Here is a 24,813-nt window from a genome sequence, read left to right as displayed (position 1 = left end):
GGTTGCCGCACGTGCGGCTGCCCGAAAACCTTGTGTGACTGTCACATCGGCTACGGGCGTCTCGAGCCGCACGAGCGCTGACAGAAAAAATCCCCGGCCGAAAAGCGGCCGGGGATTTTTTCGATTCGTGGCAGAACTTACGGAACGTAGCGAACCGCGCCTTTGTCGGCGGACGTCGCCAGAGCGGCGTAGGCGCGCAGTGCTGTCGTCACGGTGCGCTGACGATCGACCGGCTGCCACGGGCGCTCCGAGGCCTCCATCTTCGCGCGTCGCTCGGCGAGGACGTCGTCGTCGACCAGGATCTCGAGCGTGCGCGAGGCGACGTCGATGCGAACCTGATCGCCGTTCTGGACGAGACCGATGATTCCGCCTGCGGCAGCCTCGGGGGAGATGTGACCGATGGACAGCCCGGAGGTTCCGCCCGAGAAACGACCGTCGGTGATCAGCGCGCATTCCTTACCGAGGCCTGCGCCCTTGAGGAAGGCAGTGGGGTGCAGCATTTCCTGCATGCCGGGGCCACCCTTGGGGCCTTCGTAGCGCACGACGAGAACGTCGCCGGCCTTGATCTTCTTCTGCAAGATGACCGAGACGGCTTCTTCTTGGGATTCGACGACGAGCGCCGGGCCCTGGAAGGAGAACAGTTCCTCGTCGATGCCAGCCGTTTTGAGTATTGCGCCGTCGAGTGCGATGTTGCCACGCAGGACAACCAAGCCGCCTTCGACGGTGTAGGCGTTCTCGACGTCGCGGATACAGCCGCCGGCCGCATCGGTGTCGAGGGCAGACCAACGGTTGTCCGTGGAGAACGGTTCGATGGTGCGCACGCCGCCGGGAGCCGCGTGGAAGAGTTCGATTGCCTCGTCGGTTGCCTTGCCGGAGCGGATGTCCCAGTCGTCGAGCCACTGGTCGAAGCTCTTGGTGTGCACGGTGGACACGTCGGTTTCGAGGAGTCCGCCGCGGCGAAGCTCACCGAGCAGGGCGGGGATTCCGCCGGCGCGGTGGACGTCTTCCATGTGGTAGTCCGAGTTGGGAGAGACCTTGGACAGGCACGGAACCTTTCGGCTGATCGCGTCGATGGTGTCGAGGTCGAAGTCGACCTCGCCTTCCTGCGCCGCAGCCAGCGTGTGCAGGACGGTGTTGGTGGAACCGCCCATGGCGACGTCGAGAGCCATCGCGTTGCGGAACGCTGCCGGGGTCGCGATGTTGCGTGGCAGCACCGACTCGTCGCCGTCGCGGTAGTACTTGAGGGCAGCCTCGACCACGGTGGTGCCCGCACGAGAGAAGAGTGCGTGACGAGCCTTGTGAGTTGCCAGCGTGGAGCCGTTGCCCGGCAATGCGAGGCCGAGGGCCTCCGTCAGGCAGTTCATGGAATTGGCGGTGAACATTCCGGAGCAGGACCCGCATGTCGGGCACGCGCTGCGCTCGACCTCGTCGAGGCCCTCGTCGGACACGGCATCGTTGGCAGAGGCGGAGATCGCGGTGATGAGGTCGGTGGGGGCTTGGGCCACGCCGCCGACGACCACTGCCTTACCGGCCTCCATCGGACCACCGGAGACGAAGACGGTCGGGATGTTGAGACGCATTGCAGCGTTGAGCATGCCGGGAGTGATCTTGTCGCAGTTGGAGATACACACCAGTGCGTCGGCTGTGTGGGCGTTTGCCATGTACTCGACCGAGTCGGCGATGATCTCGCGGCTCGGGAGCGAGTAGAGCATTCCGCCGTGGCCCATTGCGATGCCGTCGTCGACTGCGATGGTGTGGAACTCACGAGCGACGCCGCCGGCCGCACTGATGGCCTCGGCAACGATCTCGCCCACGTTCTTGAGATGCACGTGGCCGGGTACGAACTGGGTGTACGAGTTCGCTACGGCGACGATCGGCTTTCCGAAGTCGGAATCCGTCATTCCTGTGGCGCGCCACAGGGATCGGGCTCCGGCAGCATTACGTCCGATGGTGGTGGTGCGTGACCTCAACGGGGGCATGGGCGTGTTCCTTATGTGATCGTTGCTGGTCCACTCAAATAGAAGCGAGGGCCTTTCAACGCTACTCGCGTGCTACGGGCGCTTCTCTTCGGGCTGGTCCTGTGTGTTCTCGACGAGCTCGGATTCTGCTTCTGCTTCTGCAGCTGCTTCTTCCTCTTCGGCTTCCTTGGCGGCGAAGGCTTCTGCGGCGGATGCGTAGGGATCGGTGATGCGGCCGCCGCTGGCGATCGCGATCTCGGGAAGCCTGACGAAGCTGACCGCAGGCAGGGTCACCTCGGTTCCGTCGGTGAGTTCCGCGCGCGCCCAACTCCGCTTCGGGAAGCGGAAACCCTTGACGTCGTCCCAGGCGAGGGTGCGCTTGGAGAACGTCGAGCGGACCTCGAGGCCGTCAGGGCTGACGGTGGTGCGCAGTCGCGCGACGAGATAGACGGCGATGATCGGAAGGATCAGCAACCAGCTGAAGGCGACGGGCCACCCGAAGATCGGGAAGCTGACCGCGAACAGAAGGAACGCGCACGCCATGTAAGCGAGCTGCGAAATGCGGATGACGTGCCGAAGTGGTTTCGGCGTGTGGGATGATTGAGCCGGTGGCACGGGCTGCTGCGAAGTTGACACCTCTACATCTTCGCATTGCAGCCGATGTATCTCAGATTCTGGGACGGTCGACTCACCAAGTTTGCCGTTCGCGACTAGCGCCTCTACTGTCGAGTGCGTGAAACAGAATGAGTTGCTCGTAATCGGCCGGCGCGTCGTCGCCTGAGTCGATTTTTCAACTCACCAGATAACGACGCGCCACCCTCGCTCAGCAGATGCTGACGGGGGTTTTTTGTTGCCCGGAGCCAGAATCAGAGGATTTCCCAGTGAGCGCACCAACAGCACGGCCTCAACCCACGCCGCGCAAGTCAGGGACACCGAGCCCGACAACCGCGGCTGCCGCAACCCAGACGGCCAACCGTCGCCAGCTCCCGCCTGAGCGGGTAACCGGCGCGCAGTCTGTGGTTCGAGCCCTCGAAGAGCTCGAGGTCGACACGGTATTCGGCATTCCCGGCGGTGCCGTGCTCCCGGTTTACGACCCACTCTTCGATTCGGTCAAGGTCCGCCACGTGCTCGTGCGCCACGAGCAGGGTGCAGGCCACGCTGCCACCGGTTACGCCCAGGCGACCGGCAAGGTCGGCGTCTGCATGGCCACCTCGGGTCCCGGTGCGACCAACCTGGTCACGCCGCTGGCCGACGCGCAGATGGACTCCGTTCCGATCGTCGCGATCACCGGGCAGGTGGCGCGCTCGCTGATCGGTACCGACGGCTTCCAGGAAGCCGACATCTCAGGCATCACGATGCCGGTCACCAAGCACAACTTCCTGATCACCGACGCGATCGACATCCCGCGCATCATGGCCGAGGCCTTCTACCTCGCGGCCAGCGGTCGCCCCGGCGCCGTCCTGGTCGATATCCCCAAGGACATCCTGCAGTCGCAGACCACGTTCTCGTGGCCGCCGGAGATGCGTCTGCCGGGCTACCGCCCGGTGACCAAGCCGCACGGCAAGCAGGTTCGTGAAGCTGCACGTCTGATCGCCGACGCCAAGTCGCCGGTTCTGTACGTCGGTGGCGGCGTCATCAAGTCCGACTCCTCGCCGGAGCTGCTCGAATTGGCCGAGCTGACCGGTATCCCCGTCGTCACCACGCTGATGGCCCGCGGCGCGTTCCCGGACAGCCACGACCTCAACTGCGGTATGCCGGGAATGCACGGCACCGTTGCCGCAGTCGCCGCTCTGCAGCGTAGCGATCTACTGATCACCCTCGGTGCGCGTTTCGACGACCGCGTCACCGGTCAGTTGAATTCCTTCGCGCCCGACGCCAAGGTCATCCATGCCGACATCGACCCGGCCGAGATCGGCAAGAACCGCTACGCGGACGTCCCGATCGTGGGCGACTGCAAAGAGGTCATCACCGAACTCATCGAGGCGATCCGTGCCGACATGGCCACGGGCACCACGTTCGACCTCACCGAGTGGTGGGCGTACCTGAACGACATCCGTCGTACGTACCCGCTGAGCTACGACCGTCCCACCGACGGTCAGCTGAGCCCGGAGTACGTGATCCAGACCGTCGGCAAGCTCGCCGGACCGGATGCCATCTACTGCGCCGGCGTCGGTCAGCACCAGATGTGGGCCGCGCAGTTCGTCGGCTACGAGAAGCCGCGCACGTGGCTCAACTCGGGCGGGCTCGGCACCATGGGGTACGCGGTTCCCGCAGCCATGGGCGCCAAGATGGGTATGCCCGACACCGAGGTGTGGGCGATCGACGGCGACGGCTGCTTCCAGATGACCAATCAGGAACTCGCAACCTGCGCACTCGAAGGTATTCCGATCAAGGTTGCCCTCATCAACAACGGCAACCTCGGCATGGTGCGCCAGTGGCAGACACTCTTCTACGAAGAGCGCTACTCCAACACCAACCTCGGAACGCACGGCGCCATCCGCATCCCGGACTTCGTGAAGCTCGCAGAAGCATTGGGCTGCCACGGAATTCGTGTCGAGCGTGAAGAAGATGTCGAAGCTGCGATCCGTGAGGCGCAGTCCATCAACGACAAGCCTGTCGTGATCGACTTCATCGTCACCGCCGACGCACAGGTGTGGCCGATGGTCGCTGCCGGAACGAGCAACGACGAAATCATGGCGGCCCGGGGCATCCGGCCGCTGTTCGACGACGACGAGGCAGTTGCCGAGCCCGCCGTCATCCACGAAGCCATGTCACGCGAGCAAGCCGGACCCGCCGCGGGCACAGGGGAGGATCAGAAGTGAGCACCAGTCACACCCTCAGTGTTCTCGTCGAGGACAAGCCAGGCGTGCTGGCTCGCGTCTCCGCACTTTTCTCCCGCCGCGGATTCAACATCGAATCCCTTGCGGTGGGCGGAACCGAGATCCCCGAGATCTCACGTATGACCATCGTCGTCACGGTCGACGAGTTCCCTCTCGAGCAGGTGACGAAGCAGCTCAACAAGCTGATCAACGTCATCAAGATCGTCGAGCAGGACGGTGAAGCATCCGTCGCTCGCGAGCTCGTGCTCATCAAGGTGCGCGCTGATGCAAGCGTGCGCACGCAGGTCATCGAAACGGTGAACCTGTTCCGCGCCAAGGTGATCGACGTCTCTCCGGAGTCCGTCACCATCGAGGCGACCGGTACTCGGTCCAAGCTGGATGCACTGCTGCGGATGCTTGATCCGTACGGTATCCGGGAGATCGTTCAGTCCGGGGTCGTGGCAGTCGGTCGAGGGCCGAAGTCGATCACGGCCACCCGCTAGTACTTTTAGACACGTAAAAATCCAAGGAGAGGTTGAGAACTGTGGCAGTCGAGATGTTCTACGACGACGATGCCGATCTGTCGATCATTCAGGGCCGCAAGGTTGCTGTGATCGGCTACGGAAGCCAGGGCCACGCCCATTCGCTGAGCCTGCGTGACTCGGGCGTCGATGTGCGCATCGGCCTCAAGGAAGGCTCGAAGTCGCGTGAGAAGGCTGAAGAGCAGGGGCTGACGGTCGGTACGCCGGCAGAGGTTTCCGAGTGGGCCGACGTCATCATGGTGCTCGCACCTGACACCGCTCAGGCGAGCATTTTCACCAATGACATCGAGCCGAACCTCAAGGACGGCGACGCGCTGTTCTTCGGTCACGGCCTGAACATTCACTTCGACCTGATCAAGGCTCCGGAGTTCGTCACCGTCGGCATGGTCGCCCCCAAGGGCCCCGGCCACCTGGTGCGTCGTCAGTTCGTCGACGGCAAGGGCGTTCCCGCGCTCATCGCCATCGACCAGGATCCCAAGGGTGAAGGCCAGGCTCTTGCTCTGTCCTACGCCAAGGGCATCGGCGGAACCCGCGCAGGCGTCATCAAGACCACGTTCAAGGAAGAGACCGAGACGGACCTCTTCGGCGAGCAGGCCGTGCTCTGCGGCGGCACCGAGGAACTGGTCAAGACCGGTTTCGAGGTCATGGTCGAGGCCGGCTACGCACCCGAGATGGCGTACTTCGAGGTTCTGCACGAGCTCAAGCTCATCGTCGACCTCATGTACGAGGGTGGCATCGCCCGCATGAACTACTCGGTGTCCGACACCGCTGAGTTCGGTGGATACCTCTCCGGCCCGCGCGTCATCGACGCCGACACCAAGGAGCGCATGAAGGCGATCCTGGCCGACATCCAGTCCGGCGAGTTCACCCGTCGTCTGGTTGCCAACGTCGAGAACGGCAACACCGAGCTCGAGGGCCTGCGCAAGGCCAACGCCGAGCACCCCATCGAGGTCACCGGCAAGAAGCTGCGCGACCTGATGAGCTGGGTCGATCGTCCGATCACCGAAACCGCGTAATTCGCAGTTTCACGCTCCACGTCTCCACTGGCCTGATGCCGCGCCGGTTCAATTACGTTGAACCAGCGCGGCATTGGGCCGGAGTCGTTTTCCGGGTCGTCTGAGTCCGGATTCATATTCCATCGAGAATTTGCCCGCGAAAGTGTCCACTATGTGGTATTGCCTACCGCGTTGTGGATTCCAAGTGAGCGCGCACTAAACTATCGGTGGTTAAACCACCTTCACACCCACCTAATCAGGGAGTTTGCACGTGAGCCAGCCTGGCCGTCCCGTTGTTCTGATCGCCGACAAGCTCGCGCCGTCCACAGTCGAGGCGCTCGGTGACGGTGTGGAGGTGCGTTGGGTCGACGGACCCGACCGCCCGGCGCTGCTCGCCGCGGTACCCGAGGCCGACGCGATTCTCGTCCGTTCCGCCACCACCGTCGACGCCGAGGTTCTGGCTGCCGGCACCAAGCTGAAGATCATCGGCCGCGCCGGTGTCGGCCTGGACAACGTCGAGATCCCCGCAGCCACCGAGCGCGGCGTGATGGTCGTCAACGCACCGACCTCCAACATTCACTCCGCTGCCGAGCACGCTGTCGCGCTCCTCATGTCGACCGCTCGCCAGATTCCCGCAGCAGACAAGACTCTGCGTGAGAACACCTGGAAGCGAAGCAAGTTCAACGGTGTCGAGATCCTCGGCAAGACCGTCGGTGTCGTCGGACTCGGCCGCATCGGCCAGCTCTTCGCGCAGCGTCTCGCTGCGTTCGAGACCACGATCATCGCGTACGACCCCTACCTGCCCGCAGCGCGCGCAGCGCAGCTCGGCATCGAACTGGTCACCATCGACGAGCTCGTCGAGCGCGCCGACTTCATCTCCGTGCACCTGCCCAAGACCAAGGAAACGGCCGGCCTGATCAACGCCGAGCGCCTCGCCAAGGCCAAGGACGGCGTCATCATCGTCAACGCCGCTCGCGGTGGTCTGATCGACGAAGATGCGCTCTACGACGCACTCGTCTCCGGCAAGGTCCGCGGCGCCGGTCTCGACGTGTTCAGCACCGAGCCGTGCACCGATTCCAAGCTCTTCGAGCTCGACAACGTCGTTGTCACCCCGCACCTCGGAGCATCGACGTCCGAGGCTCAGGACCGCGCAGGCATCGACGTGGCGAAGAGTGTTCTCCTCGCTCTGGCAGGCGAATTCGTTCCCGAGGCTGTCAACGTCTCCGGCGGCCCCGTGGGCGAAGAAGTTGCTCCGTGGCTCGAGCTCGTCCGCAAGCTCGGTCTCCTCGCTGCGACGTTGTCGCCCGAAGCTGTGCAGACCGTGCAGGTTGTCGCCACCGGCGAGCTGTCTGCCGAAACCGTCGACATCCTCGGCCTGGCTGCACTACGCGGCGTGTTCTCCGCCAGCAGCGATGAGGCCGTCACGTTCGTCAACGCTCCGGCACTGGCCGAGCAGCGCGGCGTGACCGTGTCGGTCGAGAAGCACTCGGAGGCTCTTGCTCACCGCAGCGCGGTCGAGGTGCGTGCAGTTGCCGCCGACGGCACGGTCACGTCGGTCACGGGCGCACTCACCGGTCTGCAGCAGGTCGAGAAGATCGTCAACATCAACGGACGCAGCTTCGACCTGCGCGCCGAGGGCCACAACATCGTCGTTCACTACAGCGATCGCCCGGGCGTTCTCGGTGTCCTCGGTACCGTCCTCGGAAACGCGGGCGTCGACATCCTCGCAGCAGCACTGAGCCAGGATGCCGAAGGCGAAGGCGCAACTGTCATCTTGCGCGTCGATCGCGTCGTCGGTGACGCCGAGGTCGAGGCAATCGTCTCGCAGCTCGACGCTCGCGTCGCCCAGGTCGACCTTTCCTGATTGTTTTTGCTGTGCGCCTTTATCAACCGCCCGCGGTTGATAAAGGCGCACAGTTCTACTGAGATGAGGACTCCATGAAGCTTGCGGTCATTCCGGGTGACGGAATCGGCGTCGAGGTCACAGCCGAAGCGCTCAAGGTGCTCGGCAAGTTGGTTCCGGATCTGGAAACCACCGAATACGATCTCGGTGCCCGTCGCTACAACGCCACCGGCGAGTTGCTCCCGGCGGACGAGCTGGACCAGATTCGTCAGCACGACGCAATCCTGTTGGGCGCCATCGGTGATCCGCGGATCGTCGCACCCGGCATCCTCGAGCGTGGTCTGCTGCTGAACATGCGCTTCCAGCTCGATCATCACGTGAATCTTCGCCCCGCACAGCTGTATCCGGGTGCGCTGTCGCCGTTGGCGGCCCAGCCGGAGATCGACTTCGTCGTGGTTCGTGAAGGCACCGAGGGTCCGTACACCGGAAACGGTGGAGCGATCCGCGTCGGCACCGATCACGAGATCGCAACCGAGGTGTCGATCAACACCTGGTTCGGGGCCGAGCGCGTGGTGCGTTACGCATTTGCCTTGGCGCAGACCCGGTCCAAGCACCTCACCTTGATTCACAAGACCAACGTGCTCTCCAACGCGGGCGCAATCTGGACGCGTGCAATCGAGACCGTCGGTGCCGAGTTCCCGGACGTCGAAACCGCGTACTGCCACATCGACGCGGCCACGATCTACATGGTCACCGACCCGTCGCGCTTCGACGTGATCGTCACGGACAACCTCTTCGGTGACATCATCACCGACCTCGCCGGCGCCGTAACCGGTGGCATCGGTTTGGCCGCAAGCGGAAACATCGATGCCTCGGGTACCAACCCGTCGATGTTCGAGCCCGTTCACGGCAGTGCTCCGGACATCGCCGGCAAGGGAATCGCTGATCCCACCGCCGCGATCCTCTCGGCCGCACTGCTTCTTCGCCATCTCGGACGCGAGGACGACGCCGCTCGGGTAGAGGCTGTGGTCGCTGCCGACCTGGCTACCCGCGGCGAAGGTCCCATCTCCACAACGGAGATCGGCGACCGGATCACTGCAGCGCTGTAAGGAATTCTTTCACGAGACTGACGCGCGTGAGCCTTTCGGCTTGCGCGCGTCAGTCGTTTCCGGCACCCCGATAGACTGGCCGGCATGCGTCTTGGTCGAATTGCCAGTCCCGATGGTGTTGCGTTCGTCAGTATCGAAGGTGAAGAGGATGCCCTCGTCGCCAAGGAAATTGCGGAGCACCCGTTCGGGAACCCCACATTTACCGGCCGAAGTTGGCCGCTCGCCGATGTCCGTCTGCTGGCTCCGATTCTCGCCAGCAAGGTGATCTGCATCGGCAAGAATTATGCAGATCACATCGCGGAGATGGGCGGAGAGGCTCCCGCGGACCCCGTGATCTTCCTCAAGCCCAACACGTCCATAGTTGGCCCGGGTGCCCCGATCGTCTTGCCTCCCACCTCGAACGAGGTGCACTTCGAGGGTGAACTCGCGGTCGTCATCGGTCAACCGTGCAAGGACGTTCCGGCGGCGAAGGCGTTGAGCGTGGTCCTCGGTTACACGATCGCCAACGACGTGTCGGCGCGAGATCATCAGCGTCACGACGGGCAGTGGACGCGCGCGAAGGGCCACGACACTTTCTGCCCACTCGGCCCCTGGATCGAAACCAGTCTGGATGCGTCCGACGTCGACATCAAGACCGAGGTGAACGGTCAGGTCAAGCAGGACAGCAGCACGGCTTTTCTCCTCCACGACATTCCGAAGATCATCGAGTGGATCTCGGCGGTGATGACTCTCTTGCCTGGCGACGTCATCCTCACCGGCACCCCCGCCGGAGTAGGCCCGATCGTCGACGGCGATTCCGTGTCGGTCACGGTCTCGGGGATCGGCACGCTCACGAACCCGGTGACCGCCAAGAGCTGATCCTGACCCGGTTCGTTCAGTCACGCGACTACGGAGGCCCCATCCAACCGGATGGGGCCTCCGTCGTGGTGTGAGGTCGAGAGGTGTCTGTCGCAGAAAAGTTGCAAGATGGTAACTATCGCCAGTGGATTGATCGGGATTGCCAACCGACTCGAAGAAATCAGGCTCCGGGACTGACCTGCGGGTTTCATGACCCAGGCGAAGCTTCGCCTCTGATCCTCCTGGCGTTATGTCGGATTTGGCCAGGTTGGGAGAGTTCGCCATACGGTTTGCTGTCGCGGCCCGTAACAGACCAAATTCCCTGAAATGTAACGCTGAGCAGTAGGGTGACCGATAACTGGATAGAAGCCGATGGGGCAATCGAGTGGATTGCGCAGAAACGTGGTGATACATGACGACCTTCGCGGAAGCCTCCCGGACAGCGGCAGGGCAAGCGCGGAACGGGCAGCGGCCGGTGTGGCGAGACAAGAAGCGCTACCTGTGGCCACTGGGTTTGCTGGTTCCTCTCAGCCCGTTCGCTGCGTGGTTCCTGGTCGACAAATTCAGTCTCGGGCTCTTCTGGGCCATCGGGGCGTGGCTGATCGTCATCGTCATTCCCCTGATCGATCTCCTGGCGGGCGAGGACGGTAACAGCCCACCGGACGAAGCGATCCCTGAATTGCAAGAGGATCGTTTCTACCGCTGGTGCACGTACTTGTTCCTGCCCCTCCAATACGTCGGGCTGGTGTTCGTCGCGTGGTGTTGGGTGAACGCGCCGATGGCGGCGGGGGAGAAGTTCGCGCTCGCGATGACTGCCGGCGTGGTTGCCGGTGTGGGGATCAACGCGGCGCATGAATTGGGGCACAAGAGTGAGAAGCTCGAGAAGTGGCTCGCGAAAGTAGCGCTCGCGCAGTCCTTCTACGGCCATTTCTACGTCGAACACAACCATGGTCATCACGTCCGCGTCGCGACGCCGGAGGATCCGGCCAGCTCGCGGTACAAGGAAAACTTCTGGTTCTTCTTGCCTCGCAGCGTCATCGGCGGCCTGCGCTCGGGATGGCGGATCGAAAGCGCTCGTCTGAGGCGTCAGGGGAGACGGACGTGGAGTTACCGCAACAACATCCTGAACGCGTGGGCGATGAGTGTGGTTCTGTTCGGCAGTCTGATCGCCGCGTTCGGCTGGGAAATTGCGCCGTGGCTCGCCGTTCAGGCAATTGCAGGCTTCACGTTCCTCGAGACCGCCAACTATCTCGAGCACTACGGCTTGCTACGTGCGAAGCGGCCTGACGGCTCGTACGTCCGGTGCTCGCCCGAGGACAGCTGGAACAGCGACCACGTCGTCAGCAATCTGTTCCTCTATCAACTTCAGCGTCACAGCGACCATCACGCGAATCCGCGTCTGCGGTACCAGAGCCTGCGAAGTGCGGCCGAAGCGCCGCAACTTCCAGCGGGTTACGCAGTCATGATCGTCTGCGCGTGGGTGCCGCCGCTGTGGCGAAAGGTCATGGACAAGCGACTGCTGGCCTACTACGACGGCGACATGACACGCATCAACGTCCTGCCGGGTAAGTGATCGGCCGGATGGAGGAAGGGCTGCCGGACTAACCTGTAGTACGACCATCCATCATCGCCGAGCCAAGTGAGCCATGACCAACAGCGAAGTACGCGTCCGTTTCTGTCCGTCACCCACCGGAACCCCGCACGTGGGTTTGGTGCGCACCGCCTTGTTCAACTGGGCATTCGCACGACACCACGGCGGCACATTCGTGTTCCGTATCGAAGACACCGATGCGCAGCGCGACAGTGAAGAGTCCTACCAGGCCATCCTCGACGCCCTCCGCTGGTTGGGGCTCAATTGGGACGAAGGCCCGGAGGTCGGTGGGCCGCACGCACCGTATCGCCAGTCCGAGCGTCGCGACCTGCATCTCGACGTTGTTGCCAAGTTGCTGGCCGCGGGCGAGGCCTACGAGTCCTACTCGACGAACGAGGAGGTCGAAGCGCGACACAAGGCGGCCGGACGCGATCCGAAGCTCGGATACGACAACTTCGATCGCGAGCTCAGCGACGAGCAGCGCGCTGCCTACATCGCCGAGGGGCGCAAGCCCGTCGTCCGCCTCCGGATGCCCGATCATGATCTGACCTGGAACGACCTGGTGCGGGGCGAGACCACGTTCAAGGCAGGCACCGTTCCGGACTTCGCGCTGACTCGCGGCAACGGCATTCCGCTGTACACCTTGGTCAACCCGGTCGACGACGCGTTGATGAAGATCACCCATGTACTGCGCGGCGAAGATCTGCTGTCCTCGACTCCGCGTCAGCTCGCGTTGTACGAGGCATTGATTCGTATCGGTGTCGCCGATTTCACACCGTCGTTCGGGCACTTGCCTTTCGTGATGGGTCAGGGCAACAAGAAGCTTTCCAAGCGCGATCCCGAGTCCAACCTCTTCATCCACCGCGATCGGGGCTTCATTCCCGAGGGATTGCTGAACTACCTGGCTCTGCTCGGGTGGAGCATCGCCGACGATCACGATGTCTTCTCGCTCGACGAGATGGTTGCGGCCTTCGACGTCTCCAAGGTCAACTCCAATCCTGCCCGCTTCGACCAGAAGAAGGCCGACGCGATCAATGCCGAGCACATTCGTCTGCTCGAGCCGGCCGACTTCGCCGGTCGTCTGAAGTCGTTCCTGGTGGAGCACGGACACATCGGCGCCGACGTCGACGAAGCGACGTTCACTGTTGCGGCGGACCTCGTGCAGACGCGCATCGTCGTCCTGTCCGACGCGTGGGATCTGCTGAAATTCCTGTTCGTCGACGAGGCGTCGTTTGCTCTCGATCCGGCCGCGACGGCAAAGAACTTGAAGGAAGATGCCGGTCCGGTTCTGGACGCGTCTCTTGCGGCGCTCGATGCCATCTCAGAGTGGTCGGCGGCCAGTATCGAGGAAGCACTCAAGAAGGCCCTCATCGAGGATCTGGAGCTCAAACCGCGTAAGGCCTTCGCTCCGGTTCGGGTCGCGATCACGGGCTCTCACATCAGCCCTCCGCTGTACGAGTCGATGGAATTGCTCGGTCGTGAGGTCTCGCTCGCTCGGTTGCGCGCCGGTAGGGCAGCGGTAACCGCCTAGATCGGACGGTCTTCCGGCCGAAAATGAAGCAAAAACCTCCTGTGACCATACGATTTGGTATTTGGGGCAGGGGTACTGGTAATCTTCTTTTCGGCCGGAGACGAGCCGCCGAGCACAACAGCGAAGCGGATCGAGCAAGGCTGGTGAGCAAGACCTTGGGGTATGGTGTAATTGGCAACACAGCGGTTTCTGGTACCGCCATTCTAGGTTCGAGTCCTGGTACCCCAGCGGAAATCCGGTCGATTTTGTGGCCGGACTCAGACAAGCTAAGCTTGCTGAGCATCCAAGAGCAAGACTGAAATACCACGTTTAAAAGCGTGTCCTGGCCCCGTCGTCTAGCGGCCTAGGACGCCGCCCTCTCAAGGCGGTAGCGCGGGTTCGAATCCCGTCGGGGCTACAAAGGAAAGACCCTCCGATCATTGATCGGGGGGTCTTTTCGTATGTGCGGGAAATGTTTCCGGCGATGCGAAAAACGATCACCCCCAGTCGAATTCGACTGGGGGTGATCGTCATCTCACTCTGTTGTCCGCGATCGGTTATCCGCTCTTACGGCGGAACTCTCGCTTGTGATCGGCCGGGCCATGCGTGTTGTGGACCTTGGACTGTCCGTCGCGATGGTCGGTCGATTTGGCGTTCTGATGATTCTTCCGTTCGAGGGCCTCACGGAACTTTCGTTTGGTTTCCTCCGATTGGGATTCGGGTTCGGACGGGGTGTTGCTGTCGAGATCGCTCATATGCTCACTCCTTGTTGTTGGGCCTGTTGGTGAAACTACGCCGGCCCGAATTCGATTGCTCGTGATTTTTCCGCTCACGAACCTCAGGGCTGCGGCGGCGGTGCGGTAGAGCCGGAAAGAGGCATCGCAGGCATCCCGAGCTTGCGGTGATCCCACGAACGAGTTCGATCGGGAACGAACCGTACCGCGACGCGCTTGTGGAGCATCGCGTCGACGGCCGGGCGGAGATCGTCGGTGTACGGGCCCGTGTACCGCTCCCAGACGCTGATTCCCACAGCGAAGAGGGCTTCCGGATCTTCGACGATGACCCCGGAACCCTCCATCGAGACTCCTCGGAGCGTGTCGTACGTCTGACCGTCTTCGATCAGGACGGACATTCGGGCGTCCCGGCGAAGATTGACGGCCTTCTGCGACTTGGCTTTGGTCTCGAACCAGATTTCGCCGTCGACTATCGCGAACCACATCGCGATCAGGTGAGGCATTCCGTCGGCGCTCAACGTCGCCATCGTTGCCGTACGGCTCTTTTCGACGAAGCTCGAGATTTCGGCCTCGGTCATCGTGATCTGACTACGCTGCTTTCCTGCCATGGTCGCGTCGTACTCCTACGTGCTCGAGGATCTGAAGGCCTTACTGTGTCACGAATTACAGACGCTTGTGGAGCGCTTCGGCAGCTGCGAGAAGGTCCGCCGCCCAGCGGGCTCCCGGTCGTCTACCCATCCGATCGATGGGGCCGGAGACCGAAATCGCGGCAATGACAGCGCCTGCCGAGTCTCGGACGGGAGCCGCGACGCTGGCGACACCGGGCTCACGTTCGGCCGCGCTCTGTGCCCAGCCGCGCCGGCGAACCTCGAGGAGCACTCGTTCGCCGAACGACGCATCGGCGAGGACGGTCCGTTGGGTTTGTGGATCTGCCCATGCGAGAAGGACCTTGGCGCCGGATCCGGCGTTCATCGGCAGTCGGGCTCCGACGAGCACCGTGTCACGCAGGCCGGTCGGTGGTTCCATCGACGCGACGCAGATGCGTTGTGTGCCTTCGCGACGGTACAGCTGGACGCTTTCGCCGGTGATTTCGCGAAGGCGGGGGAGGATGAGTCCGGCCGCAGCAATGAGTGGATCATTAGCGGTGGCAGCGAGTTCGGCGAGTCCGGGCCCTGGGCACCACTGACCGTCCGAGTCGCGAGTGAGGAGTCGATGGACTTCGAGACCGACGGCGAGTCTATGGGCGGTCGCGCGCGGCAAACCGGTTCGTGCACAGAGTTCGGTGAGGCTGCACGGTTCCTCAGCTACTGCATGAAGCACGCCCATTGCTTTGTCCAGGACGCCGATGCCGCTATGCTGTCTCATAGGTCGATACCAGATTCTCGCATAGTGGGATGCTACCGCATTTCCTGGAGGGATAGCGCATTTCCTCGGGACAGTCTGCATCTGCTGTGAAGGCTGGGGACCTACTTCACGCGCGGCGGGCCAGCCCGTAGTCCGCCGACGCGAGGCTACGTACAGAGGTGGAAGACATGGCACAGAAAGCACGCACTCTCGCCGAGAAGGTGTGGGACGACCACGTTGTCGTGAAAGGGGAGGGGCAGGATCCCGACCTCATCTACATCGATCTCCACCTCGTTCACGAAGTGACGAGCCCCCAGGCATTCGACGGACTTCGCCTGGCGGGACGCCAGTTGCGCCGTCCCGACCTGACGATTGCCACCGAGGACCACAACGTTCCGACGATCGACATCGACAAGCCGATCGCAGATCCTGTGTCCAAGACTCAGGTCGACACCTTGCGCCGAAATTGCGAGGAGTTCGGAGTTCGCTTGCACCGCATGGGCGATCTCGACCAAGGCATCGTGCATGTGGTCGGACCGCAGCTCGGCCTGACGCAGCCCGGAACCACCGTGGTGTGCGGCGACAGTCATACGTCGACGCACGGCGCATTCGGTGCGCTCGCAATGGGAATCGGCACCAGCGAGGTCGAGCATGTGATGGCAACGCAGACATTGTCGTTGCGCCCCTTCAAGACCATGGCGATCACGGTCGACGGCGAGCTGCCTCCCGGCGTCACGAGCAAGGACTTGATCCTCGCAGTCATCGCCAAGATCGGCACCGGCGGCGGCCAGGGCTACGTACTGGAGTACCGCGGCGAGGCCATTCGCAAACTGTCGATGGAAGCTCGTATGACCATCTGCAACATGTCGATCGAGGCCGGAGCCCGCGCGGGCATGATCGCACCGGACGAGACCACTTACGAGTTCATCAAGGGCCGTCCGCATGCACCGTCCGGCGCAGAGTGGGACGAAGCCGTCGCCGCGTGGGAGTTGCTCAAGACCGACGAGGGCGCGGAATTCGACAACGAGGTTCACATCGACGCAAGCGCATTGACGCCTTTCGTCACGTGGGGAACCAATCCGGGACAGGGTGCGCCGCTCGGCGACCGTGTGCCTGATCCCGAACTGATCGTCGACGAGAGCGAGCGTCAGGCAGCCGAGAAGGCGCTCACCTACATGGGTCTCGACGCCGGTATGCCGCTTCGGGATGTTTCTGTCGACACCGTGTTCGTCGGTTCGTGCACCAACGGACGCATCGAAGACCTGCGCGCAGTGGCGGAGGTGCTCGAGGGTCGCCATGTGGCAGAGGGCGTTCGGATGCTCATCGTTCCCGGCTCGATGCGGGTGCGGGCTCAAGCCGAAAGCGAAGGTCTCGGTGAAATCTTCACAGCGGCAGGGGCTGAATGGCGCCAGGCCGGTTGCTCGATGTGCTTGGGAATGAACCCTGACCAGCTTGCTCCCGGCGAGCGTTCGGCATCGACGTCCAACCGGAATTTCGAAGGCCGACAGGGTAAAGGCGGCCGGACCCATCTGGTTTCCCCGCTCGTCGCGGCTGCCACGGCGGTCCGCGGAACGCTCTCGGCACCGGCCGATCTGGTCTGACCCACTTACCATCTCGAGGAGAATTTCGATGGAATCCTTTACCACGCACAAGGGTATCGGCGTCCCGCTGCGACGCTCGAATGTCGATACCGACCAGATCATCCCTGCCGTGTACCTGAAACGGGTGACGCGCACCGGATTCGAGGACGGACTGTTCGCAGGCTGGCGTACCGACCCCAACTTCATTCTCAATCTGGCTCCGTACGACAAGGGAAGTGTCCTCGTGGCCGGTCCCGATTTCGGCACGGGCTCTTCGCGTGAGCATGCCGTGTGGGCTCTCTCCGACTTCGGATTTCGGGTCGTCATCGCTTCCCGGTTCGCCGACATCTTCCGCGGAAACGCCGGAAAAGCCGGTCTCGTAGCGGCACAGGTCGAGCAGAGCGACGTCGAATTGCTCTGGAAGTTGCTCGAAGAGCAGCCCGGATTGGAATTGACAGTAGATCTCGAGAATCGGACCGTCAGCGCCGGAACTACGGTGGTGCCGTTCAATATTGACGACTACACACGGTGGCGTCTGCTGGAGGGTCTCGACGACATCGGACTGACATTGCGGCAGGTAGACGCGATTTCCGAGTTCGAAAAGTCAAGGCCTTCATGGAAACCGACTACCCTTCCAGCCCGAATTTCGCAGGGCTGAACCGAAATCCGCAACTCCGCGCGGGAAGAGAAATAGGTCACCATTTCGCAGTCACGTTGAATGAGAATTGGCGTGGCACATAGACTCTTGCCGTTATCAGGTTTACCGTGGTTCTCAGTCGGTCCGACGGTGGACCACAATTAGCGGAGGAATTTCAATGAACAAGGCAGAGCTCATCGATGTTCTGACTGAAAAGCTGGGTTCGGACAGGCGCACAGCGACCGACGCAGTGGAGCACGTCGTGGACACCATCGTCCGCGCCGTCCACCGTGGCGAGAGCGTGACCATTACCGGCTTCGGAGTCTTCGAGCAGCGTCGTCGTGCAGCACGTGTTGCACGCAACCCGCGTACGGGCGAGACCGTCAAGGTCAAGCCGACGTCGGTTCCGGCTTTCCGTCCGGGTGCGCAGTTCAAGGCTGTTATCGCTGGTGGACAGAAGCTTCCGGCCACCGGCCCGGCAGTCAAGCGTGGCGTAGCAGCACCGGCCACCAAGGCTGCAGCCAAGAAGGCTGCTGCCAAGAAGACCGCAGCCAAGAAGGCTCCGGCCAAGAAGGCTCCGGCCAAGACCGCAGCCAAGAAGACGGTTGCCGCGAAGGCTCCCGCCAAGAAGGCTCCCGCCAAGACCGCAGCCAAGAAGACGGTTGCCACCAAGGCTCCCGCCAAGAAGGCTCCGGCCAAGACCGCAGCCAAGAAGACGGTTGCCACCAAGGCTCCCGCCAAGAAGGCTCCGGCCAAGACCGCAGCCAAGGCTCCGGCCAAGAAGGCTCCGGCCAAGAAGGCCCCCGCCAAGACCGCAGCCAAGAAGGCTCCGGCCAAGAAGGCTCCGGCCAAGCGCGCAAAGTAGTCGCGTTCGGGTGAAAAACCCGATGCCGTAAGACAAAGAGGTGCAGCCGCGGATCAGATCCGCGGCTGCACCTCTTTTTTGCTGTCTGGGAGAAGTGTGAATTCTCCTGTGTTTCAGTGCTTTGCAAAACTACCGAATCGAGCTGGGTGTCGGTTGGTCCAAATCCCTCAGGAGTTGGCGACTTTGGGGAGCGGGCTGTCGAGGTGATCCGCGGCGACCAGACGGCCGTCGAGGAACGAGAGCACCCAAGTGCTCGCCTTACGGTTGCGCGCCGAGGGCAGTGTTACACCGGCCGTATCAGCCCACCAGCGCATCAAATCGGGGATGACGCCTCCTTGGCTGCAGATTACGGGAGTGCCCTCCAGTGCGGCGATCTGCAGCGCACGCGCCCTGGCGGCGTCGGGATCGGCCTCGTAACCTTCTTCGGTCAGAAGAGGTTCCGTCGAAATCTCTACACCCAATGCCTCCGCCAATGGCATCACAGTGTCGATGCAGCGCGTACGGTCAGCCGCGAAAACCGAATCGGCTCCGAAGATTTTCAGCTGTTCGACCAAGGCGGCGGATTGCTCTTTGCCCTTGGCGTCGAGTGGACGCACGTTGTCGTCGCCCTTGTATCGCTTACGGCTTCCAGCTTTTGCGTGGCGGACGAGTAATACCGTTTTCGTGTCAGGCCGAAGGGAAACGAAGCGGCGAAGAATCATTCGATCCATCGGGTAGGAAAGATGATCGGCGACCTCGGTGACCGGAAGCCAATAGAGAACATCCACTTCGCTATTCGGCCCGAAATCTCCGTCCACTGCTTCGGCCGACCAGTATTCGACCCGTTTGAGTTTGCGATGTCCCGGGATCGGGTACGTCACGCCACCGAGGTGCCTTCCGAAACGTCCGGTGATCGAGGTCTCTTCGCGGACCTCGCGAACTGCTGCGGTCAAGAAGGTTTCGCCGGGATCGAGCTTTCCTTTGGGGAATGACCAGTCGTCGTACTTCGGTCGATGTACGACGGCGATCTCGATGGCGGAAGGATCCTGAGGAGCCTTCCGCCACAGAACCGCGCCTGCGGCAAAGATGTTGGCTTTGACCGGCTTGTCGCTCATTGTGTGATCCGAGCCCGTCAAGACCCGCTGGCGGTGCGGCTGCGCATCAACGACTGTTGATGCTCACGTACGTCCTCACCGCGTTCGGGGGCAGCGACCCAACTCCCGTCCGGATGCAGTACCCAGCAGCGAGTTCGGGGATCGAGCGCGGAGTCGAAGATGTCACCGAGTTGCTTCGACAGTTTCGGGTCCTTGACCTGCACCATGACCTCGACGCGGCGATCGAGGTTGCGGTGCATCATGTCTGCGCTGCCGATCCAGAATTCGTCGGCCGAGCGGAAATGGAACATTCGCGAGTGTTCGAGGAAGCGTCCGAGAATGGAACGTACTTCGATGTTTTCGCTGAGGCCGGGAACGCCCGGCTTGAGCGCGCAGATTCCGCGGACCACGATCTCGACGGGGATACCGGCCTTGGATGCGCGGTACAACGCGTCGATGACCTGCTCGTCGACCAATGCGTTGGCCTTCAAGCGGATACCGGCATCGCGGCCTGCGAGCTTGTGAGCGATCTCGTTGTCGATCCGCTCGATGATCCCGCGGCGAACCCCGTACGGCGCTACGAGAAGGTTGCGGTAGCTCGTCTTTCGGGAGTATCCGGTCAGCGAGTTGAAGAGGTCGGTGAGGTCTGCACCGATCTCCGGTGCTGCGGTGAGCAATCCGACGTCCTCGTACATGCGCGCGGTCTTCGGGTTGTAGTTGCCCGTGCCGATGTGGCAGTAACGACGAATGGTCGAGCCCTCTCGTCTGACGACGAGGCACGTCTTGCAGTGAGTCTTGAGACCGACGAGACCGTAGACGACGTGAACGCCGGCCTGCTCGAGTTTGCGTGCCCACTTGATGTTGGCCTGCTCGTCGAAGCGGGCCTTGATCTCCACCAGCGCGACAACCTGCTTGCCCGCTTCGGCGGCGTCGATCAGTGCATTGACGATGGGGGAGTCGCCGGAAGTGCGGTACAGGGTCTGCTTGATCGCGAGCACCTGCGGGTCGGCGGCGGCCTGTTCGATGAAGCGTTGAACGCTTGTGGAAAACGAGTCGTATGGGTGGTGGACGAGCACGTCGCCTTCGCGCAGGGTCGAGAACACGCTCTTCGGAGTCTCGCGTTCACCGAACGCCGGATGCGTCGCCGGGACGAACGGAGCGTCTTTGAGAGCGGGGCGGTCGACGGCGTAAACCTGCCAGAGGCAGGACAAGTCGAGGAGACCGGAAACCTCGATCACGTCGGCCGGATCGACGTCGAGTTCACGCAGAAGCAGTTCGAGCATGTGCTCGGTCATGTCGTCGGCAACTTCGAGGCGAACGGGTGAACCGAAACGACGACGCGCCAATTCACGTTCGAGTGCCTGCAGCAGATCCTCGTCCCGATCTTCTTCGACCTCGAAATCGGCGTTGCGTGTGATTCGGAAAGCGTGATGTTCGACGATTTCCATTCCGGGGAACAGCACGTCCAGATGAGCCGAAATCAGTTCTTCCATCGGGAGGAAAGAATCGATGGTGGACGAAGATGTCGTGCTCTTGACTCGCACGAACCGGCCGACGTTGTCGGGAACCTTGACGCGAGCGAAGTGTTCGCCGCGGGTGACGGAGTCCTTCACTGTCACGGCGAGGTTGAGGCTCAGTCCGCTGATGTAGGGGAACGGGTGGGCGTGATCGACTGCCAACGGCGTCAGTACCGGGAAGACCTGCTCGTGGAAATGCGCCGAGAGCCGGCCGTGATCGTCGGCACTGAGGTCGGCCCATCGAACAATTGAAATGCCTTCTGCCGCCAGGGCAGGGCGGACCGAGTCGAGAAACACGTGTGCGTGCTTGTCAGCGAGTTCCTGGGTGCGACGCGCGATGAGCGCCAATTGTTCGCGTGGGGAGAGGCCGTCGGCGGACCTGACCGACAGTCCCGTCTCGTCGCGGCGCTTGAGTCCGGCGACCCGGACCATGAAAAATTCGTCGAGATTGGAAGCGAAGATGGCGAGGAACTTTGCGCGTTCGAGCAACGGCAGTGACTCGTCGGCAGCCAATGCGAGAACACGGGCATTGAAATCGAGCCAGCTGAGTTCGCGGTTGAGGTAACGATCCTCGGGAAGTCCGACGAGCAATTCGGGTAGCTCTGCCTTGGTAGCTGCAGGGGGAGCGCCCGGGATGTTGGTGGCGACCGCGACGGCCTGAGATCGCGGCGAGGTGGCCGCGCCGTTCTCGTGCCGGCCGGAGCTGTGGTCTCCGTCCGACTGGTCTTCGGAAATACGGTTTTCGAGTGCTTCGCCATTGCTCACTCGTCGATCATCCCCCACAATCGCGCGGTCCGACAATCGATGAAAGAAAATTCATCGACTGTTCGACGGCGTGGCCTTGAGTCTGGTCAACGAAGCCGATGTCGCGGGGCCTACTCCCAGTGCTCGCACAGTGCCGAGATCGGCATGGGTGTCGACGTCGGTGCGCAGTCCCGGCCATTGGCCGTTGAGTGGACGAGCACCTGAATTGGCATGTCCAAGTGCGGATTCCGGCCCGAACCGAGGGTCGAGCGCGCTTTCGCCGCACGCAAACAATGCGGAAGTGCCGGTGCCGTGGTGATCGACGACGACTGAACGTCCGCCGCTTCGGGCCGCGGCCACGGCCTCCGTCAGTTCGCTCGGTTGCATGGCGGGCAAGTCGGCTTGCAGCACAACGAGGTCGACCACTCCGCGCTTGGCTCGGATATCGGCGGCCGCTGCACTCAACGCCGCGTTGAGGGTTTCCTCCGTGCGCGGTGTTGCGCCGTTGGTTCGGGCGCCGTCGGGAGCTGGATCGGCGTAGACCGTCACGCCGACGGAATATGCAAGGGCGGCAACGGTGGGGTCTGGGGTGACCACTGTGACGCTGTCGATGGCCGAGACGGCTGCAACTGTGGCGAGGGTGTCGTGAAGCATGGCCAACACGAGGTCTGCACGCGCGTCCGAGTCGAGTTCGCCCGCGAGGCGGGACTTGGCCGATCTCAAGGACTTGACGGCCACTATCGCATGCATGGGGCGTTCGATCTCCGTGCGCGCATGCGGTGTCTCCACGGCGTGTGGGTACGGGGGTTCCGCGCTGTCCATCCCTCGATCTTGCCAGTCATCACGCTCGGTGTCCGCGGCTGCCCACCGCAGTGCACCACAGGCGATACTCTGTGCAGACGATTTTTCTGGCGGCGACCCGCTTCGCCGGGTAGACGGGGTGAGCGTGTGAGTAAGGCAGCTGTATTGGGCGCAGGTTCGTGGGGAACGGCGTTGGCGAAGGTGATGGCCGAGGCCGGAACCGACGTGACGATGTGGGCCAGGCGTGAAGAGGTCGCGAAGCGCATCGACACCACGCACGAGAACAGCGACTATCTGCCAGGCATTGCTTTGCCTTCGTCGATTCGCGCGACCCACCACCACGAGGAGGCGATGGCAGGTGCTGACTTCATCGTGCTGGCGGTTCCCTCGCAGTCGCTACGAGCAAACCTGGAGCAGTGGAAAGGCTCGATCGGACCCGATGCGACTCTGCTGAGTCTGGCCAAGGGAATCGAGACCGGGACGCTCATGCGCATGAGCCAGGTCATCGTGTCGGTGACCGGCGTGGAACCGGGGCGCGTCGCGGTGCTCTCGGGCCCGAATCTTGCACACGAGATCGCCGGCGGGCAACCCGCGGCGACGGTGATCGCCTGTTCGGATTCCTCGCGTGCCCTCGCTCTCCAGGATGCTTGTGCTACCGGCTATTTCAGGCCGTACACCAACTCCGACGTCATCGGATGCGAGATCGGTGGTGCGTGTAAGAACGTGATCGCGCTGGCCTGCGGCATGGCCGCCGGCAGTGGATTCGGCGACAACACGGTCGCCAGCATCATCACCCGTGGGCTCGCCGAGACGATTCGTCTCGGCGTTGCGCTCGGCGCCAAGGCGTCGACTCTTGCAGGCTTGGCGGGTGTCGGTGACCTGGTAGCGACATGCACGTCCGAGTTGTCGCGAAACCGGACGTTCGGAGAGCGGCTCGGACGAGGCGGGTCGATGGAGTCGGCACAGAAGGCAACCAACGGTCAGGTCGCCGAGGGCGTGAAGTCGTGCACGTCGGTACGCGCACTCGCTGCCGGATACGACGTGGAGATGCCGTTGACCGACGCGGTCCACCGGGTGTGCCACGAAGGCATGGCCGTCAGCGATGCGATCGGTCAGTTGCTCGGACGCCGGACGAAGCCGGAATGAGTGAAATCGGTGTGGGTCGCTTCGAGGATTACGGGGATTCGACGCGCAGCGTGAGCGCCGTCGCGCGCGAACACGCCGCGGGTCAGCCCATGCAACTGGGCCCGATATTCGCTGCGCCGTACCAACTTTCGGCGGACGAAGGTTCCGAGTCCGATACCTATGCACGTGCATCGAACCCGGGTTGGCGCGGACTCGAATCCGCGCTCGCGGCGCTCGAGAGAGCGGACCACGCCCTCGTCATGGGATCGGGGATGTCCGCGATCACCGCTACCTTGCGCAGCGTCCTCGTCGCGGGGGATACCGTCGTCGTGCCCTCGGACGGGTATTACCAAGTGCGGTTGTACGCGAACGAGCGCCTCGCGCCGTTGGGAATCACCGTTCGCGAGGTTTCGACTCTGCAGATGGGCGACGCGAGCTTCGTAGATCTGCTCGACGCGTCACCGGGCCGCGTGGTCGTCGTCGCCGAGACGCCGTCCAACCCGGTGCTGGACGTGGTCGACCTTCGCGTGCTCGCCGACGTGTGCCACCGTTCGGGTGCGCTGCTGATCGTCGACAACACGACCGCGACACCGCTGGGTCAGCGCCCGCTCGAATTGGGTGCCGACGTCGTGGTGGCCAGCGGTACCAAGGCTCTCAGCGGGCACAGTGACCTCCTGATGGGTTACGTCGCCACCTCCGATGCGGCAGTGAGTCGGCGAATCGAGCGTGAGCGACTTCTCTCGGGAACGGTGCTCGGCCCCTTCGAGACGTGGCTTGCGCACCGGAGCCTCGGCACGGCAGGCCTGCGATTCGGGCGTCAGTGCGACAACGCGCTGGCGCTTGCCGAGATGTTGGTAAATCACAAAGCAGTCCGGTCCGTTCGTTACCCCGGCCTTCGCGGTGACCCGTCCTATGCAACGGCATCCGGTCAGATGAATCGATTCGGCGGATTGGTGAGCGTCGAGTTGGATTCGGCTCAGGCATTCCACTCGTTCGTCGAAGCGAGCGCTCTCGTCACGGCTGCTACCAGCTTCGGCGGGATCCACACGACGGCGGATCGCCGTGCGCGCTGGGGCGATCCGGTCAGTGCGGGGTTTGTCCGAATCGCTTGTGGCATCGAGGACACCGCCGATCTCCTGGCCGACATCGAGCGCGCACTCGACGCGTAAACGGGCCGGGTCGACGAAAT

General features: G+C 62.8%; 21 protein-coding genes and 2 tRNA genes. 15 read left to right on the top strand and 8 right to left on the bottom strand.

Going from position 1 to position 24,813, the window contains the following annotated elements; translation table 11 throughout:
- Positions 1-137 precede the first annotated feature (137 nt).
- Positions 138-1,979: a dihydroxy-acid dehydratase gene (gene ilvD, locus QRN54_RS22665; RefSeq protein ID WP_007729361.1), complete on the bottom strand. Its 1,842-nt coding sequence runs from the start codon at positions 1,977-1,979 to the stop codon at positions 138-140.
- A gap of 72 nt (positions 1,980-2,051) precedes the next feature.
- On the bottom strand, positions 2,052-2,573 hold the full coding sequence (locus QRN54_RS22660) for a PH domain-containing protein (protein WP_039973093.1): 522 nt from the start codon (positions 2,571-2,573) through the stop codon (positions 2,052-2,054).
- Between the two features lie 266 nt (positions 2,574-2,839).
- On the opposite strand from QRN54_RS22660, the gene QRN54_RS22655 reads away from it, so the two are divergent.
- The 10 genes from QRN54_RS22655 to QRN54_RS22610 all read left to right on the top strand — a co-directional run bounded on the left by QRN54_RS22655 (position 2,840) and on the right by QRN54_RS22610 (position 13,622).
- On the top strand, positions 2,840-4,780 hold the full coding sequence (locus QRN54_RS22655; protein WP_030535411.1) for an acetolactate synthase large subunit: 1,941 nt from the start codon (positions 2,840-2,842) through the stop codon (positions 4,778-4,780).
- Positions 4,777-5,280: an acetolactate synthase small subunit gene (gene ilvN / locus QRN54_RS22650; protein ID WP_003944718.1), complete on the top strand. Its 504-nt coding sequence runs from the start codon at positions 4,777-4,779 to the stop codon at positions 5,278-5,280. Before QRN54_RS22655 ends, ilvN begins: the two co-directional genes overlap by 4 nt.
- A 53-nt stretch (positions 5,281-5,333) precedes the next feature.
- Positions 5,334-6,335 (top strand): ketol-acid reductoisomerase, encoded by a 1,002-nt coding sequence (gene ilvC, locus QRN54_RS22645; protein WP_030535412.1) that lies wholly within the window; start codon positions 5,334-5,336, stop codon positions 6,333-6,335.
- 250 nt (positions 6,336-6,585) lie between these two features.
- The gene (gene serA, locus QRN54_RS22640; protein WP_003944758.1) at positions 6,586-8,178 is read left to right on the top strand and encodes a phosphoglycerate dehydrogenase; all 1,593 of its coding nucleotides are present in this window, start codon (positions 6,586-6,588) and stop codon (positions 8,176-8,178) included.
- 74 nt (positions 8,179-8,252) lie between these two features.
- Positions 8,253-9,266 carry a 3-isopropylmalate dehydrogenase gene (locus tag QRN54_RS22635; RefSeq protein ID WP_003944691.1) on the top strand — a complete coding sequence of 338 codons (1,014 nt, stop codon included), beginning with the start codon at positions 8,253-8,255 and terminating at the stop codon, positions 9,264-9,266.
- Positions 9,267-9,350: 84 nt separating this feature from the next.
- Positions 9,351-10,124 carry a fumarylacetoacetate hydrolase family protein gene (locus tag QRN54_RS22630; RefSeq protein WP_003944722.1) on the top strand — a complete coding sequence of 258 codons (774 nt, stop codon included), beginning with the start codon at positions 9,351-9,353 and terminating at the stop codon, positions 10,122-10,124.
- Positions 10,125-10,515: 391 nt separating this feature from the next.
- Positions 10,516-11,676: an alkane 1-monooxygenase gene (locus QRN54_RS22625; protein WP_030535413.1), complete on the top strand. Its 1,161-nt coding sequence runs from the start codon at positions 10,516-10,518 to the stop codon at positions 11,674-11,676.
- Between the two features lie 73 nt (positions 11,677-11,749).
- On the top strand, positions 11,750-13,225 hold the full coding sequence (gene gltX, locus QRN54_RS22620) for a glutamate--tRNA ligase (RefSeq protein WP_047271269.1): 1,476 nt from the start codon (positions 11,750-11,752) through the stop codon (positions 13,223-13,225).
- Between the two features lie 156 nt (positions 13,226-13,381).
- A tRNA-Gln gene (locus QRN54_RS22615) sits at positions 13,382-13,453 on the top strand.
- A gap of 96 nt (positions 13,454-13,549) precedes the next feature.
- Positions 13,550-13,622, top strand: a tRNA-Glu gene (locus tag QRN54_RS22610).
- Between the two features lie 139 nt (positions 13,623-13,761).
- Here QRN54_RS22610 and QRN54_RS22605 read toward each other — a convergent pair.
- The 3 genes from QRN54_RS22605 to QRN54_RS22595 all read right to left on the bottom strand — a co-directional run bounded on the left by QRN54_RS22605 (position 13,762) and on the right by QRN54_RS22595 (position 15,303).
- On the bottom strand, positions 13,762-13,959 hold the full coding sequence (locus QRN54_RS22605) for a DUF5302 domain-containing protein (protein WP_007729345.1): 198 nt from the start codon (positions 13,957-13,959) through the stop codon (positions 13,762-13,764).
- 83 nt (positions 13,960-14,042) lie between these two features.
- Positions 14,043-14,546 (bottom strand): pyridoxamine 5'-phosphate oxidase family protein, encoded by a 504-nt coding sequence (locus tag QRN54_RS22600; RefSeq protein ID WP_285183101.1) that lies wholly within the window; start codon positions 14,544-14,546, stop codon positions 14,043-14,045.
- A gap of 55 nt (positions 14,547-14,601) precedes the next feature.
- A complete protein-coding gene (locus tag QRN54_RS22595) occupies positions 14,602-15,303 on the bottom strand; it encodes an IclR family transcriptional regulator (RefSeq protein ID WP_007729342.1) in 702 nt (233 codons plus the stop codon).
- 158 nt (positions 15,304-15,461) lie between these two features.
- Between QRN54_RS22595 and leuC the strand changes: the two genes are divergently transcribed.
- From leuC to QRN54_RS22580, 3 genes are all read left to right on the top strand, one after another.
- Positions 15,462-16,883: a 3-isopropylmalate dehydratase large subunit gene (gene leuC, locus QRN54_RS22590; protein ID WP_003944727.1), complete on the top strand. Its 1,422-nt coding sequence runs from the start codon at positions 15,462-15,464 to the stop codon at positions 16,881-16,883.
- Between the two features lie 28 nt (positions 16,884-16,911).
- Positions 16,912-17,520, top strand: coding sequence for a 3-isopropylmalate dehydratase small subunit (leuD, locus tag QRN54_RS22585; protein ID WP_003944724.1), 609 nt, complete (start codon positions 16,912-16,914; stop codon positions 17,518-17,520).
- 157 nt (positions 17,521-17,677) lie between these two features.
- On the top strand, positions 17,678-18,364 hold the full coding sequence (locus tag QRN54_RS22580) for an HU family DNA-binding protein (RefSeq protein ID WP_047271271.1): 687 nt from the start codon (positions 17,678-17,680) through the stop codon (positions 18,362-18,364).
- 167 nt (positions 18,365-18,531) lie between these two features.
- On the opposite strand, the gene QRN54_RS22575 is transcribed toward QRN54_RS22580, so the two are convergent.
- From QRN54_RS22575 to cofC, 3 genes are read right to left on the bottom strand one after another with little or no spacing between them, the layout of a single operon-like run.
- Positions 18,532-19,458 (bottom strand): bifunctional NUDIX hydrolase/histidine phosphatase family protein, encoded by a 927-nt coding sequence (locus QRN54_RS22575; protein WP_007729338.1) that lies wholly within the window; start codon positions 19,456-19,458, stop codon positions 18,532-18,534.
- Positions 19,459-19,475: 17 nt separating this feature from the next.
- A complete protein-coding gene (locus tag QRN54_RS22570; RefSeq protein WP_003942685.1) occupies positions 19,476-21,719 on the bottom strand; it encodes an RNA degradosome polyphosphate kinase in 2,244 nt (747 codons plus the stop codon).
- Positions 21,720-21,770: 51 nt separating this feature from the next.
- Positions 21,771-22,520, bottom strand: coding sequence for a 2-phospho-L-lactate guanylyltransferase (gene cofC, locus QRN54_RS22565; RefSeq protein ID WP_080552786.1), 750 nt, complete (start codon positions 22,518-22,520; stop codon positions 21,771-21,773).
- Between the two features lie 126 nt (positions 22,521-22,646).
- Between cofC and QRN54_RS22560 the strand changes: the two genes are divergently transcribed.
- A complete protein-coding gene (locus QRN54_RS22560) occupies positions 22,647-23,645 on the top strand; it encodes an NAD(P)H-dependent glycerol-3-phosphate dehydrogenase (RefSeq protein WP_030535420.1) in 999 nt (332 codons plus the stop codon).
- On the top strand, positions 23,642-24,793 hold the full coding sequence (locus QRN54_RS22555; protein WP_003942728.1) for a cystathionine gamma-lyase: 1,152 nt from the start codon (positions 23,642-23,644) through the stop codon (positions 24,791-24,793). Before QRN54_RS22560 ends, QRN54_RS22555 begins: the two co-directional genes overlap by 4 nt.
- Positions 24,794-24,813 lie beyond the last annotated feature (20 nt).

It is taken from the genome of Rhodococcus sp. MEB032 (assembly GCF_030208925.1).
Lineage (GTDB): Bacteria > Actinomycetota > Actinomycetes > Mycobacteriales > Mycobacteriaceae > Rhodococcus_F > Rhodococcus_F qingshengii.
Note: the sequence above shows the minus strand (reverse complement) of the source record. Positions and strands in the feature narration are given on the sequence as shown.

What these genes read in the sequence shown, in the direction of transcription:
- ilvD (WP_007729361.1), bottom strand. Translation starts at nt 1,979, where the DNA reads ATGCCCCCGTTGAGGTCACGCACCACCACCATCGGACGTAATGCTGCC.
- QRN54_RS22635 (WP_003944691.1), top strand. Translation starts at nt 8,253, where the DNA reads ATGAAGCTTGCGGTCATTCCGGGTGACGGAATCGGCGTCGAGGTCACA.
- QRN54_RS22575 (WP_007729338.1), bottom strand. Translation starts at nt 19,458, where the DNA reads ATGAGCGACAAGCCGGTCAAAGCCAACATCTTTGCCGCAGGCGCGGTT.
- cofC (WP_080552786.1), bottom strand. Translation starts at nt 22,520, where the DNA reads ATGGACAGCGCGGAACCCCCGTACCCACACGCCGTGGAGACACCGCAT.
- gltX (WP_047271269.1), top strand. Translation starts at nt 11,750, where the DNA reads ATGACCAACAGCGAAGTACGCGTCCGTTTCTGTCCGTCACCCACCGGA.
- ilvC (WP_030535412.1), top strand. Translation starts at nt 5,334, where the DNA reads ATGTTCTACGACGACGATGCCGATCTGTCGATCATTCAGGGCCGCAAG.
- QRN54_RS22630 (WP_003944722.1), top strand. Translation starts at nt 9,351, where the DNA reads ATGCGTCTTGGTCGAATTGCCAGTCCCGATGGTGTTGCGTTCGTCAGT.
- QRN54_RS22605 (WP_007729345.1), bottom strand. Translation starts at nt 13,959, where the DNA reads ATGAGCGATCTCGACAGCAACACCCCGTCCGAACCCGAATCCCAATCG.
- QRN54_RS22580 (WP_047271271.1), top strand. Translation starts at nt 17,678, where the DNA reads ATGAACAAGGCAGAGCTCATCGATGTTCTGACTGAAAAGCTGGGTTCG.
- QRN54_RS22600 (WP_285183101.1), bottom strand. Translation starts at nt 14,546, where the DNA reads ATGGCAGGAAAGCAGCGTAGTCAGATCACGATGACCGAGGCCGAAATC.
- QRN54_RS22625 (WP_030535413.1), top strand. Translation starts at nt 10,516, where the DNA reads ATGACGACCTTCGCGGAAGCCTCCCGGACAGCGGCAGGGCAAGCGCGG.
- QRN54_RS22555 (WP_003942728.1), top strand. Translation starts at nt 23,642, where the DNA reads ATGAGTGAAATCGGTGTGGGTCGCTTCGAGGATTACGGGGATTCGACG.
- QRN54_RS22595 (WP_007729342.1), bottom strand. Translation starts at nt 15,303, where the DNA reads ATGAGACAGCATAGCGGCATCGGCGTCCTGGACAAAGCAATGGGCGTG.
- leuD (WP_003944724.1), top strand. Translation starts at nt 16,912, where the DNA reads ATGGAATCCTTTACCACGCACAAGGGTATCGGCGTCCCGCTGCGACGC.